Source organism: Acinetobacter sp. IK23 (assembly GCF_035615275.1).
GTDB lineage: Bacteria > Pseudomonadota > Gammaproteobacteria > Pseudomonadales > Moraxellaceae > Acinetobacter > Acinetobacter seifertii.
This window is the reverse complement of record NZ_JANBNX010000010.1, coordinates 79606-96624: the sequence shown is the minus strand read 5'-3', so window position 1 is coordinate 96624 and position 17019 is coordinate 79606. Positions and strand designations below refer to the sequence as shown.

At 36.4% G+C, this 17019-nt stretch carries 17 protein-coding genes; 9 read left to right on the top strand and 8 right to left on the bottom strand.

The features are described from left to right. Window positions 1–483: 483 nt before the first annotated feature. Both MSG95_RS09710 and MSG95_RS09705 read right to left on the bottom strand, forming a co-directional pair. A complete protein-coding gene (locus MSG95_RS09710; RefSeq protein ID WP_077165149.1) occupies window positions 484–1917 on the bottom strand; it encodes an amino acid permease in 1434 nt (477 codons plus the stop codon). Window positions 1918–2330: 413 nt separating this feature from the next. After that, on the bottom strand, window positions 2331–3608 hold the full coding sequence (locus MSG95_RS09705) for a hypothetical protein (RefSeq protein WP_077164880.1): 1278 nt from the start codon (window positions 3606–3608) through the stop codon (window positions 2331–2333). A 127-nt stretch (window positions 3609–3735) separates the two neighbouring features. Between MSG95_RS09705 and MSG95_RS09700 the strand changes: the two genes are divergently transcribed. After that, the gene (locus tag MSG95_RS09700) at window positions 3736–4530 is read left to right on the top strand and encodes a class I SAM-dependent methyltransferase (protein WP_077164879.1); all 795 of its coding nucleotides are present in this window, start codon (window positions 3736–3738) and stop codon (window positions 4528–4530) included. A gap of 15 nt (window positions 4531–4545) precedes the next feature. Then, on the top strand, window positions 4546–5079 hold the full coding sequence (locus MSG95_RS09695) for a hypothetical protein (protein WP_077164878.1): 534 nt from the start codon (window positions 4546–4548) through the stop codon (window positions 5077–5079). Between the two features lie 48 nt (window positions 5080–5127). On the opposite strand, the gene MSG95_RS09690 is transcribed toward MSG95_RS09695, so the two are convergent. Continuing rightward, window positions 5128–5700 carry a hypothetical protein gene (locus MSG95_RS09690; protein WP_019457834.1) on the bottom strand — a complete coding sequence of 191 codons (573 nt, stop codon included), beginning with the start codon at window positions 5698–5700 and terminating at the stop codon, window positions 5128–5130. A gap of 139 nt (window positions 5701–5839) precedes the next feature. Continuing rightward, window positions 5840–6307: a Holliday junction resolvase-like protein gene (locus MSG95_RS09685; RefSeq protein ID WP_002048811.1), complete on the bottom strand. Its 468-nt coding sequence runs from the start codon at window positions 6305–6307 to the stop codon at window positions 5840–5842. A 160-nt stretch (window positions 6308–6467) separates the two neighbouring features. On the opposite strand from MSG95_RS09685, the gene MSG95_RS09680 reads away from it, so the two are divergent. From MSG95_RS09680 to MSG95_RS09660, 5 genes are all read left to right on the top strand, one after another. Next, complete coding sequence (locus MSG95_RS09680) at window positions 6468–7112, top strand: ParA family protein (RefSeq protein ID WP_077164877.1); 645 nt, start codon at window positions 6468–6470, stop codon at window positions 7110–7112. Window positions 7113–7236: 124 nt separating this feature from the next. Then, the gene (locus tag MSG95_RS09675) at window positions 7237–8355 is read left to right on the top strand and encodes an AI-2E family transporter (RefSeq protein WP_039250553.1); all 1119 of its coding nucleotides are present in this window, start codon (window positions 7237–7239) and stop codon (window positions 8353–8355) included. 116 nt (window positions 8356–8471) lie between these two features. Further along, window positions 8472–9047, top strand: coding sequence for a superoxide dismutase family protein (sodC, locus tag MSG95_RS09670; protein ID WP_004705268.1), 576 nt, complete (start codon window positions 8472–8474; stop codon window positions 9045–9047). 193 nt (window positions 9048–9240) lie between these two features. Continuing rightward, a complete protein-coding gene (gene yccS, locus MSG95_RS09665; RefSeq protein WP_077164876.1) occupies window positions 9241–11391 on the top strand; it encodes a YccS family putative transporter in 2151 nt (716 codons plus the stop codon). 25 nt (window positions 11392–11416) lie between these two features. Beyond that, entirely contained in the window at window positions 11417–11953 is a 537-nt protein-coding gene (locus MSG95_RS09660) for a hypothetical protein (protein WP_077164875.1), read from the top strand. 34 nt (window positions 11954–11987) lie between these two features. Here MSG95_RS09660 and MSG95_RS09655 read toward each other — a convergent pair whose 3' ends face one another. Together MSG95_RS09655 and MSG95_RS09650 are read right to left on the bottom strand one after the other, a co-directional pair. Next, window positions 11988–13217 carry an MFS transporter gene (locus MSG95_RS09655; RefSeq protein WP_077164874.1) on the bottom strand — a complete coding sequence of 410 codons (1230 nt, stop codon included), beginning with the start codon at window positions 13215–13217 and terminating at the stop codon, window positions 11988–11990. A gap of 368 nt (window positions 13218–13585) precedes the next feature. Further along, window positions 13586–13951, bottom strand: a complete 366-nt coding sequence (locus MSG95_RS09650) for a hypothetical protein (protein ID WP_039250545.1) — start codon at window positions 13949–13951, stop codon at window positions 13586–13588. Between the two features lie 221 nt (window positions 13952–14172). On the opposite strand from MSG95_RS09650, the gene MSG95_RS09645 reads away from it, so the two are divergent. Both MSG95_RS09645 and MSG95_RS09640 read left to right on the top strand, forming a co-directional pair. Then, window positions 14173–14760: an NAD(P)H-dependent oxidoreductase gene (locus tag MSG95_RS09645; protein WP_077164873.1), complete on the top strand. Its 588-nt coding sequence runs from the start codon at window positions 14173–14175 to the stop codon at window positions 14758–14760. A 13-nt stretch (window positions 14761–14773) separates the two neighbouring features. Further along, a complete protein-coding gene (locus MSG95_RS09640) occupies window positions 14774–15088 on the top strand; it encodes a putative quinol monooxygenase (RefSeq protein WP_019457841.1) in 315 nt (104 codons plus the stop codon). A gap of 45 nt (window positions 15089–15133) precedes the next feature. Here the strand turns inward: MSG95_RS09640 and MSG95_RS09635 are convergent, their stop codons facing one another. Together MSG95_RS09635 and MSG95_RS09630 are read right to left on the bottom strand one after the other, a co-directional pair. Beyond that, window positions 15134–15502 (bottom strand): hypothetical protein, encoded by a 369-nt coding sequence (locus MSG95_RS09635; RefSeq protein ID WP_077164872.1) that lies wholly within the window; start codon window positions 15500–15502, stop codon window positions 15134–15136. A gap of 94 nt (window positions 15503–15596) precedes the next feature. Further along, a complete protein-coding gene (locus MSG95_RS09630) occupies window positions 15597–17006 on the bottom strand; it encodes an FAD-binding oxidoreductase (protein WP_002116692.1) in 1410 nt (469 codons plus the stop codon). Window positions 17007–17019: the final 13 nt, after the last annotated feature.

The following is a 17019-nucleotide window of genomic DNA, read 5'->3' as shown; positions in this document are numbered from 1 at the left end:
CAAGCAGAGAAAAAATAATCAATTTCTCATCTTTTTTATAATAAAAAAGTAACCAATCTAAAAAACACCTTTGACCATGATCATTTTATTTTATGGAAATTAAAAAAATATTAAAATTAAAAATGATCAAAAAATTACCATTCAATAACAATAACTTAATTAACAAAAAATTTCAAAAAACACTCAAAAATTTCAGGAAATTTCATAATATTTTTTTAGTTTGATTTAATTTAAAACAAAAAATGAAATATAAAAGTTTCTTCAATATTAAATAACCATGTTAAACATATACTTATTTAAAAACTTATAATAATTAGCTATTAATAACATTCCGACAAATGGTTAATTTATGAATCATTATTTGATTTTTTTATTAAAATAAAAAAAACATTTTTAAAAAAAATATATAAAACATCAGAACCAAGCTCAATTTTCAGACATTAAAAAAGGCCCCTTGAGGGACCTTTTTCAACCAAACCAAGTTTAGTTCTGAGCAATCTCTTTCTTACGATAAAAGATAAAATAACTGAGATAGCATAAGACGATAAAAATTAAACAACAAACGAAACCAGCTTGCATTGATGGATCAAATACCATACTCACACAGGTAACAATACAGAATAACCCGCCTACAATTGGAGTAAGAGGGAAAAGTGGTGCAGCGAAACGTAAATCTTTTGCTGTTTTGCCTGCCTTATACCATTGTCTACGGAAGTTAAATTGTGAAACGCAAATTGCGATCCACACCACTACCATTGTAAAAGCAGCAACACCTAGTAAATTTTTGAAAATTGTTTCTGGCGCAAACTGTTCTGAAAGTAATCCGGGAATAGCACCAAACATGGTCACAATAATGGCAACAATAGGTGTTCCAGATGGTGTGAGTTTAGCGAAAATTTTAGGTAATTGATTTTTTGCTGAAAGCGACCACATCATACGTGAAGCAGCAAACAAACCAGAGTTAGCTGCAGAAAGTAGAGCCGTAATAATTACGAAACGGATAATATCTTCTGCATACGGAATACCAATATAGTTAAATACCGTCACAAATGGACTACTGCTCACATCATTTGCATTAAGACCTGCAAGATGAAATGGAAGCAAAGAGCAAATAACAACAATGGTCCCTACAAAAAATATAAGTAAGCGCCAAATTGCTGCATTAATTGCTTTAGGAACAGTCTTCGCTGGATCTTCTGCTTCACCCGCAGCCACACCAATAAGCTCAGTTCCAGAGAAAGCAAAATTTACTATCAGCATGGTTGTGAAAATTGGAAATAACCCGTGCGGAAACCAACCTTGAGCAGTCAAATTACTAAACAATGGCGCTGTTTCATGCCCGTGATAAGGAATAAAACCAAAAATCGCCAATAAACCCAAGGCAATAAAAACAATAATTGTTATAACTTTAATGAGAGCAAGCCAAAACTCAGATTCAGCAAATAGGCGTGTTGAACTAATATTAAGAAAAAAGACGAGACCACCAAAAAATAAAGTCCACGCCCAAACCGAAGTGCTTGGGAACCATTCCTTAACCAACAAAGCTGCGGCAGTGAATTCAGTTCCTAAAGTAGCAGTCCAAGTTAGCCAATATAACCAGGTGATCATATAACCTGTGCCCGGACCAATATAGCGTCGTGCGTATTCACCGAAAGAGCCCGACTCAGGCACATGAACCGCTAGCTCACCAAGACAGAGCATAACGGTGTAGGCAATCAAACCGCCCAAGAAATAAGAGATAATTGCGCCAATTGGGCCTGCTTGAGAAATTACGTCGCCAGACCCTAAAAAAAGACCTGTACCTATGGCACCGCCAAGGGAGATCATCACCAAATGTCGAGTACTCATTGCTCGTTTCAAAGGTGCAGAACTTCCATGTTGCGATGCATCATTATTCCGATAATTTAATGATTGCATATAAAAAACTGTAACGACAATTTAGTAAAAAATCATTTTAGGAGAAAAAAATAAATATGCAATTATCTTTGAATAGTGAAGCTATTTTAAGCAACCATTATCATTAAAAACAAAATAAATATAAAAAACAATATATTAACAAATATCCAAGCAAAGATTGTATTTTAATTAACCCCACACTATTTATTTAATTTATGTGCTAACAAAAACCATTAACTTTTAAATATAATAATTTTTCACTTAATTTATCATGACTATTTTTAGTTCTATCTTTATTTAAAAATTAGTCTCACTATTTATTTAAATAATGATTTTTAATTTCACATACAAATAAATTAATAAAAAAATATTTTTTGAGCAAAAAATAAAGCCCAAATTTGATGATTTGGGCTTTATTTAATCAGTAAATTAAATTAAAAACGGGTCAGTACAAATTGTTGCGATGGTTGAACTGAACCTTCAATGTAGTCACAAACGCCTTGTTCATCACAATCTAAATTGAATTGCTTATAGCTTAATGCAAAAAAATCAGAATATTGTTTAATGACAAATGGACTCATATCCGAGCTTAAAGCATCACCTTGTTTAAATAATTTAATAATTTTTCGGTCATTCATACCTAACAAATAAATTTCATTATTTAATTCAATGTGTGCAACTCCGGTCTGCTCTGCCACAATCGGAATCAGATACGATGTATTTGCGAGCAACACATCTACAGCATAGCTTTCAAGCTTTAGATTAATTAAATTGAATACTAAGACTGTACCAGAGTGAGTCTGCAAGCCTTTGTTAGAGCTTACAACTTGCTGGCTGTACTGAATTTTAATTCCAAGTTTTTGGAAGTCTTGTTCAGTCGACTGCTTTGTTTTTACAAGACTACGTGTAATGGCTTGCTTGAGCGGGTTATCTAAATAACGCTCATCTAATTGAAAATCATTTTGACGTAAGATTTTCAATAACATACTGTCATGATAAGTCAGCACATTGGCAAGTACATTACGGTAATAGAATTTACTTTGTTTTTTAATTTTACGAACGTGTTGATAGAAATATGTTTCATCAAATTCATGTTCAATAAAATCATGTAAAAGACTTGAACTCGCCAATACAGATAAAGCTTCATGTCCCGTAAAAGGCAAATGAACCGTATGTAAACTTGGCAATATTTCTTTTATTTTTAAGTAATGTTCACGATCGACGGCAAAATAAGGGTCATAAACAATAATATATTCACGACTTACATCTATATCTTGCAGCTGAATTTGCATGTCTTTATTTGCGACAGCATCAAAGAATTCAGCATAACGTCGGTCTTCAACTTGTTCAGGGTCAATTGAATACTGAGGTACAAATGCAACGATTCGATTCATATTTAAAAGATTCGAATATTTGATTGCTGCATAGCCGCCCATTGAGCCGCCATAACCTACAATATTTTTAAAACGCTGAATAATAGGCAAAATGGCTTTAGCCATTTCAACCATACTGGCTTTTGGGAACCACGATTTTTGTTTTGGCATAATCCCAATAACATTGTATTGGTACTTTATTAGAGACTTTTCAGCATTGATAGATAAGCCACTCGCTCGGGTAATCAAATCGCCAAAAGAGAGAACTAATGTATTAGAATTGCCTTGTAAAAAAATGGCTCTAATGTGTTCGTCTTCAAAAATAATTTGCTTATCCATGCTCACACCGAAAGAAAATTTACTCCCACATATATCGTCAAAAATGAAACAAAATAGGTGTTTTGCCAATTTATGATTGCGGAGTATCTTATTTTATAGATGCCAGTCAGATTAAAAAGCGCAAAATATGACACAATCCTTACATCCTGCCGCTCAAAAAGGCTTCAGTTCCGCTGCGGAGCTTTATCAGCAAGTTAGACCGAATTATCCAGCAGAAATAGTCAGTTGGCTGCAAGAACGCCTCCAAATACATGAAAATTCTACTGTTATTGATCTTGGCTCAGGTACTGGCAAATTCTTACCCTACTTAAAACAAACCCATGCCAATATTCTTGCAGTAGAGCCAATTGGCGAGATGTTACAACAGCTTCAGCAAGCCTATACTGATATTAAAACTTTACAAGCGTTTAGCCACGCTATTCCGCTAAACGATCAACAAATTGATGCGGTCATTTGCGCTCAATCTTTCCATTGGTTTGACAACATGGAAACACTGACTGAAATCCATCGAATATTAAAACCGCAAGGACATTTGGGACTCGTGTGGAACCAGCGTGATGAACGTACGAACTGGGTAAAAGCCTTAGCAGATTTTTTGCTACCCCTTGAAGGTGATACACCGCGTTACCATAGTGAAAACTGGAAAAAGGTTTTTGAAAATCAAAATTTATTTAGTTTTGAAAGCTTAGAAACTTTTTCGCAATCACAGCATGGTACTGTCGAACAAGTCGTGAGTAAAAGATTACTCTCTACAAGTTTTATTGCAGCAATGACCGAAAAAGATCAATTACAGCTCAAAGCTCAGTTTGAAAAAATTGTTTATGATTTTACAGGGCTAGGCCCACAAGATCAGATTGATTTTCCATATGTCACATATGCATATCACTTTCAGAAAAGTACGTCGTCAAATCATAGAGAATAGGTTCGGTTGAAAGCTATGTTTAAAAAAACGCCTCATATCATCTTAATGTCTTTGCTCAGCACTAGCCTATTATTGACTGCTTGTAAAAAAGCAGATGAGCCAGCAAAGACCGAACAACATCAGACAAATTCATCTACCGATCAGGTGATGGAAAAGCTCAATGAAAGACCTGTTAAAAAATTCGTGGCCACTGCTGACGATGCGCATGACATTGCATTATTAGAGGACTATGACCGTCGCTTTACTGAAATGAGCGATGAAATGGAAACTGAGCTAGAAAAAATGCATGCAGCAGGTACACTTACCACAGAGTTTGAACAGAAACGTACACTTGATAATGTTCGTTCAGCATTGACTATGTTAAAAGACCTCGACTTAAAAACTGAACAAGGTCGTTATATTCAAGGCTTGCTTTATCAATATTGGGAAAACCAAGAAAAACATATAAATGATAAACAAGCCAATAAAGATGAACAGGTCAATCAACTGGCTGACTACTTACAAGCACAGAACCAGTTGAAATACTGGAAAGCTTCGCAGCAGCATTAATTTTATAGCGTGCAATAAAAAGCCTTCTGATTAAGAAGGCTTTTTAATTTATATATTTTGTTTTTCAACCCAGTGAATTGCTTGAACACGGAATAACTCACACGCACCATCACCTGTATCAGTTGAGGTTAAAGATGATCGCCAAACTAAATTTTTGTCTTTAATTTCAACCAACTCACCTTTGAGATATACCAAGTCACCGCGTTTAACTTGTTTAATTTGTTGAGCAATCTCAGGGCTCGCAGGAATGATGTGCATATTAGACACCATCTGCATCGCTTGCTCAGCAGGTACAGGAAGCTTACTCATTTTCCAGTTCAAATAGCGGTCATACTGTTTAACTGAAATAGTACGAGCAATATCTGGTTGAGCAAACAGTCCCCAACTTACCGCATAATCAATCGGTGAAAACTTAGCTTGTTCATCATTTTTATAAATTTTTGAACCTAAAATTCTAAAATTGCCTTGAAATGGTTGTAATACAGAAATTGACTGATCTTTTTCAATCGGTAACAGACCATTTGCAATATTATATTCACCAGAAGTAGAGGCCGTCGAAGCAAAAGCTGAGCTAATACATAAAGAGGCCAATAAGCCTATCATTACATGTTGTTTTTTCATCGCTTTATACCTCAAATATTGCTAGATCAAATACAGTAGATCTCTAATTTATGGTAGCGCTAAGCGATGAAAAAAATATCGGAATTTAGTAACAATACAGATCAATTTCGTCTATTTTTGTGCCTAATTAAATAGATTGTTAATCTTCAAAATCAATTCGTAACGTTTCAAAACGAACCTTTCCTTCTTTTATTGCTTGAGCAATTGCCTGCTGCCCTTTGGTTAAACGCGCTCCCCCACTTTTGATATCAAGTAAAATAATCTGGATATCCTCGGCAGTCCCGTCCCCATCTCTAAAATCGGTATAGCCATCAAAAATAACGTAATCAACTGGATCACCCAAGAACTTGGCATCACTTGGTAAGTATTGAAACTCAGGTAAAATCGGCGCGAATTGTTCTGCCATTTTACCTTTTAATACGGCGCGGCTTGTATTCACACTTCTCTTTTGTGCCTGTGCTAATGCCTGTTGATGCTCAAGCTCTAATTCCGCAATATATTGCTCGTATTCGGCCTTAATTCGACCATTACGAGTATTTGATAAAATGAGTGTAGTAATAATAATACCAATACCAGCACCTATAAGCATGGCCAGCCATACGGACATAAATTTTCCTTAACAAATACATATCATCGCGTTAGATGAGCAATCATATCTAAAATTACGGAGTAGCTTAAACTTTTGTCAAAGGTGGTCATCTACTTCGCATAAAAAGATGCTAAGGTATAAAACATAAACACATGTGCTGCTGAAAATAATTGGATTTATGAAAACGATACTTATTGCAAATCAAAAGGGCGGATGCGGAAAAACCATGACAGCCATTACGTTGGCAACAGCTTTGGCACAAAAAGGATATAAAGTAGCATTAGCAGATTCTGATAACCAAAAATCTTCTTTACAATGGTTGAAGCAACGTCCAGAAAATGTAGCTGCGATTCAAAGCCTAGATTGGCGTCATGAAAAATCGATTGGCGACGCGCCTAAAAATTTAGATTATTTAATTATTGATGCACCAGGCGCTCTTTCAGGCGATCACGCTGAGCAGTTAGTCAGCGAAGCTCATGCCATTATTACACCACTTCAGCCTTCGTTTTTTGATATCGATAGTACACGTCGTTTTCTCAAGCATTTGCAAGATATTAAGCGTATACGCAAAGGTAAGGTACAAATTTTACTGCTTGCAAATCGAGTTAAACCGAATAGCGCCAGTTCAAAAGACATTCAGCAATTTTTTGAAAAAATCGAACATGAACCAGTCGCTTGGATCGCAGAGCGTAGTGCTTATGGCAGCTTGGCAATGCAAGGTTTGAGTGTGTTTGATAAACCACAAAAAAACTTTATTGCAATTCAAAGCCAGTGGCAGCCGCTTTTAAATAAACTGATTGAAGATAAATCTGAGTGGTTCTAAAAATAGGTTTTTATTTTTGCTGAGCAGGAATGTGTACATTAGCATTTCTGCCTAAAATTTGCCTCAGGTCATTTTTCAGTTAATATGGCCTCACCCTATTTAAAAAATTAGAGAATTTTTGTTCGTGCATCAATACGCTCCTACTTTACAGCGCGTTTTATTGTTTGGGTTGTTTTTTATCCTGATGTTTTTAGGATTTAACATCCTTAAGTACTTTATTGTACCTGTAGTTTGGGCTGCGATTATTGCCTACATGACTTGGCCTATTTATTTAAGAATCCAGCGTTTTTTTGGTGAAAACCGTCATAATTTGAATGCCACATTGATGATTAGCTTAGTCATTTTAATTGTTGGCGTTCCACTCACATGCGCTATTTTTATTTTGCAGCACGAAGGCCGTAATCTTTATTTCGACTTGCAACGCCAAGTTTTTTCGGGCCATTTAAGCGTACCTGACTTCATTAAAAACTTACCTTTTGTCGGTAAAGAAATAAGCCGAACACTAAACGACATAAATACCGACCCCAATAGTACAATTCAAAGTATTGCAGCTTGGGTTCAAAGCCATTTAAGTTATGGTCGCGTATTACTCAATGAAATTAGTAAAAATATCGTCAAACTTGGTTTCGCAATTTTAACGCTTTTCTTCTTTTATCGTGATGGTCACACCATTTTAACTCAAGTAAGTAAAGCCTTAGAAATGGTGATCGGTCCACGTATTCATCATTATCTAGATACAATTTCAGAAACAACTCGTGCTGTTGTCTACGGTGTGGGTTTAACTGCGATTGCTCAAGCTGTGCTTGCAGGATTAAGTTATTTCGTAGCGGGTGTACCAAATCCAATGGTACTCACGATTGCAACATTCTTATTAGCACTCATTCCTTTTGGCACTCCTGTTTCCTATTTAGGCGTTGGCCTATGGTTGTTCTCTCAAGGGCAAACTATGGAAGCCATTGGCGTAGTTTTATGGGGTGTTCTTATTGTAAGTAGTTCGGACAATGTGATTCGCCCTCTTGTGATCTCTGGTGCAACCCAAATTCCGTTTTTACTCATTATGTTTGGTGTATTAGGTGGTATTGCGAGTTTTGGTTTAGTTGGTTTATTTATTGGGCCAGTTATTTTAGCCGTTCTATTAGCGATTTGGCGCGAATGGCTCCATGAAACCATTGATCCTGAACCAATGCCAAAAACCACTATGATTTATGATTCGGATGATGATTTACCACCATCTCAAAATTAAGCCAATGATTTAAAAATGTTTCAGGATACAAAGTGACTATTTAAATTAACTTGTAGGCTTAACGAGCCTTTGCTTGAATAAAAAAATCAGCTTTATATCTATAAGGACATCCAATAATGCCATTATTAAATAAAATGAGTGCAGTATGTGCACTGACAGCCTTATTAACAGTCGGTTGTAGCACGGTCAGCAAAACTGTTTCAGATACGACGCATGCATTAACCACAATGCACACCAAAAAAGTAGTCGATGTGAATGAAGTAACAGCCAATGGGATTGGTAAAAAAATCGGGACAATTAGCTTTCAAGACAGTGATAAAGGCCTAATTATTACCCCTGCTTTAGCAGATTTACCAAGCGGTACTCGCGGTTTCCATATTCATGAAAATGCATCGTGCGACCCTGCTGTTAAAGATGGAAAACCAGGTGCCGCTTTAGCTGCGGGTAGCCACTATAACCCTAATCAAGCACCACATCATGGTACGCCAACTACAGGACACTTGGGCGACTTACCAGCATTGGTTGTTGATAATAATGGTGTAGCTACCACCGCTGTTATTGCACCACGTTTAAAACTTGCTGACATTCAAGGCCGCGCCATCATGATCCATGCTGGCGGAGATAACTATTCAGATTCTCCTCTACCTTTAGGTGGTGGCGGAGCACGAATTGCCTGTGGCGTAATCCAATAACTTATTATTTTCATATTGTGGGTATCTAAAAAGATATCCACAATTTTGCTATTTTATTAAGCAGTTTAGTTCACTTAATTATTATAAAATCTTAAAAAATTAACTGACTTTTTTAAATAAAGCGCATAATATTTTTCAAGTAATAAAAAATTTAAATATCCCTAGTCACGCCCCCTATCATTTAGAAAAAACCGTGAATTATTTGACTCAAATATTTAATCGTTTTAAAGCGAATTCAATTTTAATTTACTGTCTGCAAATTTTAATTGTACTTACAGGCACAACTTTAGGTTTACTGTGGTTGGGCCATAACGAGCTCATCGTTCCCGTAACCTTAGGTGCGATTGCCGCTGCACTTACCGATTTTGACGATCGCTTAAGTCTCCGTTTACGTAATCTGCTCTATGTTTGCATACTCTTTTTTACTGTCAGCACTATTCTTGGTTTTTTAGCACCTTATAAACTTTTATTTATTTTATATCTTTCAATTTCAAGTGCTGGTTTCATTTTATTGGGAGCCTTAGGCCAGCGTTACGCCACCATTTCTTTTGGTACGATTTTACTCTCGATTTACAGCATGTTTGGTTTAGGAGAATATGCTCACTGGTACCAACAGCCTACTTATTTTGTCTATGGCGCACTGTGGTATGGTCTAACTTCTATTTTATTTTTTCTTTTAAAACCAACACTTCCTTTACAAGATAAGCTTTCGCAAATTTTTGAAGAAATATCTGCTTTACTTCAAGCTAAAGCACGCTTGTTCGATCCAGACAATAAAGAAAATGTTGAACAGCTTTTATTTGAATTATCACTACAAAATACGCAAGTCGCGCAAAGTCTTAATCAAATCCGCAGCTCTCTGCTTACTCGCCTTAAAGCATCACGAGTGAGTAATAAAAGTATTTACTGGTTAAACCTGTACTTTTTTGCTCGCGATATACATGAGCAGGCTACCTCTAATTATCTACACTATGAACATATTCAACAAAATTTTAGCCGTAGCGATCTCATTTTCCGTTTTCAGAAAAATCTCCGTTTACAAGCTCAAGCTTGCCATGATTTAGCACAATGTATTTTGCATAACCAGCAATATCAGTCTTCTCAAGAAGGACAAATTGTTTTAAACCATTTGGAAGGTTCTTTAAAAGACTGGATACAACAGCATCCACAAAATTTTGAAGTTAAAAACTTAAAGCTGATTTTTAATAATTTAAAAGGCATGCATGAACAGTTTGAACAACTTCAATATGCTCAACCGTTTAATGAAACGCTCAGTCAAAACAAGCAAGATCATCTCAATTTACTTGATGATGATATTCAAGATTTTTCTGACCTTGTTTTAAAAATTCGCCAGCAACTGACTCCACAATCGGCTCTGTTTAGACATGCAATACGAATTGCCGTTGTGTTTGCAGCAGGTTACGGCATTTCACTGCTACCTTTCGCCCAGCACGGTTACTGGATTTTGCTTACCAGTTTATTTGTTTGCCAAATTACTTACTTCGCAACGAAAAGCCGTTTAAAACTCAGAACAATTGGAACCTTACTTGGCGTTTTATTGGGTATCCCCATTTTGTATTTTGTACCAAGTATTGAAGGTCAGCTCATTCTTACCATTATTTGTGGAGTTAGCTTTTTCTACTTACGCCAAAAGAAATACGCCTTGGCAACGCTGATGGCAACCTTAATGGTATTGCTCATTTTCAACTTAAAAGGCGCAGGTTTCAGTATTATTTTACCTCGCCTAATCGACACCTTATTAGGCTGCTTTATTGCATGGCTTGCTGTTAACTTTATATGGCCAGACTGGAACTTCCGTAATATTCCAAACAATATTAAAAAAAGTAGCCAAGCCACACTGGATTATTTCAATGTAATTGTTGAGCAATACCAACATGGTAAAAATCAGGACATTGAATATCGCAGAATTCGCCGTGCTGCACATAACGCACAAATTGAGCTGTCGAATATGATTTCGAGCTTAAGTGCTGAGCCCAATCCCAAACCAGAACTGATTCATTACGCCTTTCGCTATCTGGTTTATAGTCATAGCCAGTTGAGTTATGTCGCAGCATTAGGCAGCCAAAGACAAAAAATTGAGGATCAACAGGTATTACAGCTCTTACTGGATTGTCAGCACATTCTTAATCAGAGTTTATTTGAACAAGCTTCTGTTGACTTTAATTTTCTTGAGCGAACTTTAAAACAAATTCAAAATCTAACAACTCATGAGCACTTTTCGGAAAGCTATACTCTAGTCTTAAAACAAATGAGTTTACTATTAGAAACCCTACCTGAACTCTTAACTTTAAAAGGTCGGCTTTTAGAACAAGAGATTAAATAGCTATAACACTTTATTGAGGATAAAAATGTACTTTCCAAAGATATATAAATTTCTTTCTGCCACTTTTTTATTGCTGAGTAGCACATCATATGCATTTGAAATAAATGATTTAAAAAAGATTATAGAGTGTCAATCAGATCAAGAAACTTATACCAGTTTTGCTTCTGAATATGATGAAAATTTATCAGCGCTTGGCTTTAAAAGAATTGAAGATTCAGATCAACCTTTCATTTATTTATATAAAACCAATCAACCTATTGAACTATTTGGGTTAAAGACAAACGAGATTGCTTTGGCTGGTCAAGGTATAACTGCCGTTTTTCGTAATGTAAATGTTCAGCAACTTTCAAAGAAATTTGATATTCCTCAGCATCCTGATTTTACAATGCTTCCTTTGTTTAGAGGGGTACGTACAGTTAAAACAGAACCTGCAACTTCAGACTCAGTTACTTTTTACCACAACTTGAACTTATCAGAAATGAAAGGGAAAAAGCCAATGGTACTGTTAGGTTGTACCTATGAAGCAGACCGCGAAGAGATGGAAAAAATGTTACAAGAATGATAAAAAATACCGGAATATATATTCCGGTATTTTTTTAATGTAAGTCTTGGGCAACTCTTTCCTGCATTTCCCGTTTTAAAGCTAAACGTGGCTGAGTAAACCACAGCGCAATAAATGCAAAAGCAGATAAGACAAAAGCCCATAAATGAAATTGAGTATAGAGATAACGCACCAACTCAATCATTGCAAAAAAGCTCGTCATCAATAGCATTGAAACAGCGGCAGCTACAGTTCCTTTTGATACTTCAGATGACATCAGTGCAAAACGGTACAACACTGAAAAGCTAATTCCTTCACCAAAGCAAATGAGTGTCATCCCCGTAAGCAAACAAGGAATTAAATAGATTTGCCAGACAACGCCTAATATTAAAATAAGTGTCCCAGTGAGCATAATCGGTAAACCAATTAGGACAGTTTTACCTAAAGCCAAACGGTCAATAATTTTAATTAAAACGATGTTACCAACAATTAAGCCTAGAAATACCGGGAATTGAGCTAAACCATATTGCACACTAGTTAGCTTGAGTTCATCAACCAAAATAATGGGTGATAACGCAATCCAAAGCATAAGCGGCATACCTACAAGCGGTAGCGCGAGTGTTAAACCAAGGAATTGCCTATTGCTAAACACTTTTTTAAAGTCATCAAAAAGATAGCTAAAAGGTTGTTTAGTTACACTCACCTTCTGACTCGGCATTTGTTTCTTTAAGCCAAACCAACTTAGCAGTGCAAGTAAAGCAATTGCCACAAAACCCCAGTGCCAAGACACATAATCAATTAAAAATGCGCCAAGTACAGGTCCGAGCAAGGGTGCAAGCAATGAGATATTTGCCATAAGCGCCATGACTTTAATAGCATCACGCTCGGCAAAATTTTCTTGAATCGCTGCATAGCCCACTGCTGAAATTACACTTAGACCAATACCTTGTAAAAAACGTAATGTCAGAAAGTGTTCAATTTGTCTTGTTAATAAAATTAAAAAACAGCACAAGGCAAAAAATAAAACACCGGCCAAAAGAACTTTCTTACGACCTAATCGATCTGATAAAGGCCCAAGTAACCATGCAACAGATGCACCACCTAATAAATAAAATGACATTGAAGATGGTGCCCAAGTTGCACTCACACCAAAATCTTCAGTAATTGCCAACATGGCTGGCTGAATCAGGTCATTACCAATATAAACCGCAAATTCAAATAGCACTAAAGCTAAAGGAAACATCAACGTTGTACGGTTCAACGCTGTCGTTTGAATATTATTCATGAGTTGTACACTTCAAAATAGCGGCCAAAATGTCTCAGCAACTACATATTGAAATAAATAATGTAGTCATCACGATGACAGTATGGTCAGTCAATCTTTAATTAAGTTTTTATATGCCGTGAGAGTGCATGTTTAGAATGTGAAACACCGTATTCACAAGGTGTCTAAGACAAGAAAAAATGTATGACGTGAGATTCGGTAATTTTTACCATTTGGCTTAATTTCCGGATGACACAATATCACTTTTTATATTGATCAGCAATCGGACAGTCTCATCCATTTAAAATTCTATATTTTGCTTAGCATCAACTCATTTTTATATTGTGAATAACCTTGAAGTTATCCACATATATCCTAAAGATTCAGCCTTAAGGACAAGGATTGACTTGAAAATCTGTTGTTTCCTGCCCTTGTTTACATTGATAACTTTGTTTTTTATTTACGATTTTCCAAATGGTCTGATCACGCTTTAATAAATATTCGGTACGTGTTTTTGATATAGCATCTTCGCTAGGCACAGTTTGTAAAATAGTTACTTGTGCATTAGAAGCATCATCCAAAGCATTCATTTGTTGTGAAATACTTAAATTACTCGCATTATTTAAAAGGTTTGGTTGATCAATCAAAACTGCTTGTATCGGACTATTGGCTTGGGGTGTAGGCGGGTTTGTATTCGGTGTACATGCGCTCAGAATCAACAAATTACACACCATGAGTAAACCAATTTTTTTCATACTCAACTCCACCACAACTTCACGTTGATGCTAAAGGCTATAAACAAACTTTTCCATTCAACTTTGTAAAGTGTTTATGTTTAGAGTGAAAAATTTAATAATTGTTTAGTGCATAATTCATGATTTTTAATCAATAATCTTTTTCCGATTACTGCATTTTTCTCTAAGAGTAAGTTTACTAAAGTATGCATCAATTTAGGAATTTAATTAGAGTAACTCTCATGAGCAATATTTTAGTGATTAATGGTGCCAAACAATTTGCCCATTCAAATGGTGAATTAAATGACACACTCACGGCTTTGGCAACGGACTATCTCACTGATCTAGGCCATGAAGTTCAAGTGACCCGTGCAGATAGCGACTACAATACAGAGGCTGAAGTAGAAAAATTCTTATGGGCAGATGTCGTGATTTACCAGATGCCAGGCTGGTGGATGGGTGCACCGTGGACGGTAAAAAAATATATTGATGATGTATTTACGACAGGTCATGGCTCACTATATGCAAATGACGGTCGTAGCCGCTCTGATGCTTCAAAAAAATATGGTTCAGGTGGCTTAATTCATGACAAGAAATATATGCTATCACTCACTTGGAATGCACCTATGGAAGCATTTGATGATGCTGATCAGTTCTTCCACGGTGTGGGCGTAGATGGTGTTTATTTACCATTTCATAAAGCCAATCAATTTTTAGGTATGAGCACGCTTCCAACTTTCATTGTAAACGACGTAATTAAAATGCCTGAAGTTGATCGTTACGTTGAAGAATATAAAGCACACTTAAACACTGTATTTGCAGCAGCTTAATCAGGAGAAAACCATGCTTACCATTATTGCGGAAATTCGTACTCAATCAGGTGGACAGCATCGCCAAAACGTATTGGATGCTTTTCAAAAAATCATTCCAACTGTTTTAGCAGAAGATGGTTGCCATGGTTATGAACCTTTAATTGATCACAAATCAAATGCGAGCTTCCAGACTCAAGAGCCTGACACGATTGTCATGTTAGAAAAATGGGAAAGTGTGGCTCACCTTGAAGCTCATTTAGCTACACCTCATATGCAAGCGCATCATGCAGCCGTTAAAGACGATGTCGTTGATGTCAAAATTAGAATTTTAGAAAGCGGCGTATAATTTAACCCATAAAAAAAGACGATATATTTATCGTCTTTTTTATTTTTAAGAACAAAGTTGGGTTTGGAAACCTTTAGAACCCTTCCCTCGCGCACATTGGTAGCTTGTTTGCTTATTTTGCAATTGCCACTTTTCATCGACCAATTTAAATGAATATTCTGTTCGAATTGCTGAAACAGAATCATCCATTAAACCAGTTTGAATGACCGTAATACGAGAAACTGTTGGAGACTCTACTCGGTTAAATACTTGCTGAATTGAGGTATTGTTATGCTCTTTTACAATCTCAGGTTGGGCTTTAAGTACTTGTTGCATCGGAGTTTCCGAACCCACAAAAGGAATCAACTTACTGGTCGTCGCACACCCAGTGAAAAGTCCAACACAAAGTGCTGAAATTAAAAATAAACGTTGCATTCTTATCACCAAAAACAAAAGCCATAGCTTTATGATGCTATGGCTTTGTCGGTTACTCTGTAGAAACTATGTAGTTCTAAGAATGCCTACTTTCTTACAGATCAAATAATTTACCTGGGTTCATCAGACCATTTGGGTCAAATACTTTTTTCAATGCCTTCATATATTCAATTTCTTCAGGTGAACGTGAATATTCTAAATATGGCTTTTTCGTCATACCTACGCCATGCTCAGCAGAAATTGAACCATCGTATTTTTTAACGGTATCAAACACGTATTTATTCACAACCTGACATTTTGCAAAGAACTCATCTTTGGTTAAATTTTCAGGTTTTAAAATATTTAAGTGCAAGTTACCGTCACCGATATGACCAAACCAGCAAATTTCAAAATCAGGATAGTTCTCTTGAACAATTGCATCAATCTCACGAATAAATGCAGGTACATGAGTAATTAATACTGAAATATCATTTTTGTATGGAATAAACGGCGCGATTGATTCAGAAATATCTTCACGTAAACGCCATAAGCTTTCTACTTGGTCAAGGCTCTGGCTCATTACGCCATCAAGCACCCAACCTTGTTCCATACAATGCTCGAAAATTTCCATTGCTTTATCGAGAATCGGCTCATATGGTGCTTCAAACTCAAGCAATACATAGAACGGGCATTGAGTTTCAAATGGACGTTGTACATGCCCGTGGTCTAAAACTTTTTGCATTGCAAGCTCACCAAAGAACTCAAATGCTGTTAAGTCGATATCTTTTTGGAACGCATGTAATACAGGCATTACTGCATCAAAATCAGGAACACCTAACACTAAAACTTGTAAGTTTTGTGGTTGACGCTCAAGTTTAATTTCTGCTTCGGTCACTAAACCTAAAGTACCTTCACCACCAATAAACAAATGCTGTAATGCATAACCAGTAGCATTTTTAACCATGCCTTTGTTTAAACGTAAAATATCGCCTTTACCCGTAACTACCGTTAAACCAAGTACCCAGTTACGTGTCATGCCGTATTTAATGACTTTAATACCACCAGCGTTAGTACCAATATTACCGCCAATCTGGCTAGAACCTGCTGATGCAAAGTCCACTGGGTAATACATGCCTTGTTCTTCTGCATAGTTTTGCAATTGTTCAGTCACAACACCAGCTTGCACTCGAACCATACGATCTGCTGGGAAGAATTCAAGAATCTGGTTCATTTTGTCCATGCTAATGACAATTTCACCATTGGTTGCTACTGCACCGGCAGAGAGACCAGTACGACCACCTGATGGGGTAATCGCAACATTAAACTGGTTCGCCAGCTTTACAACAGCTTGAACTTGTTCAGTGGTCGATGGAAAAACGATGACCGATGGGTTCGGATTAAAATGCTTGGTATGATCTTTACCCCAGTTTTCGAGACTATCAGCATCGGTTTTAATACGGTTTTCACCGACGATTGCTGTTAATTGGGTAAGTAACTCAGGTGTTAAAGCGACTGGAGCATTCATCGTTTGCAGACCT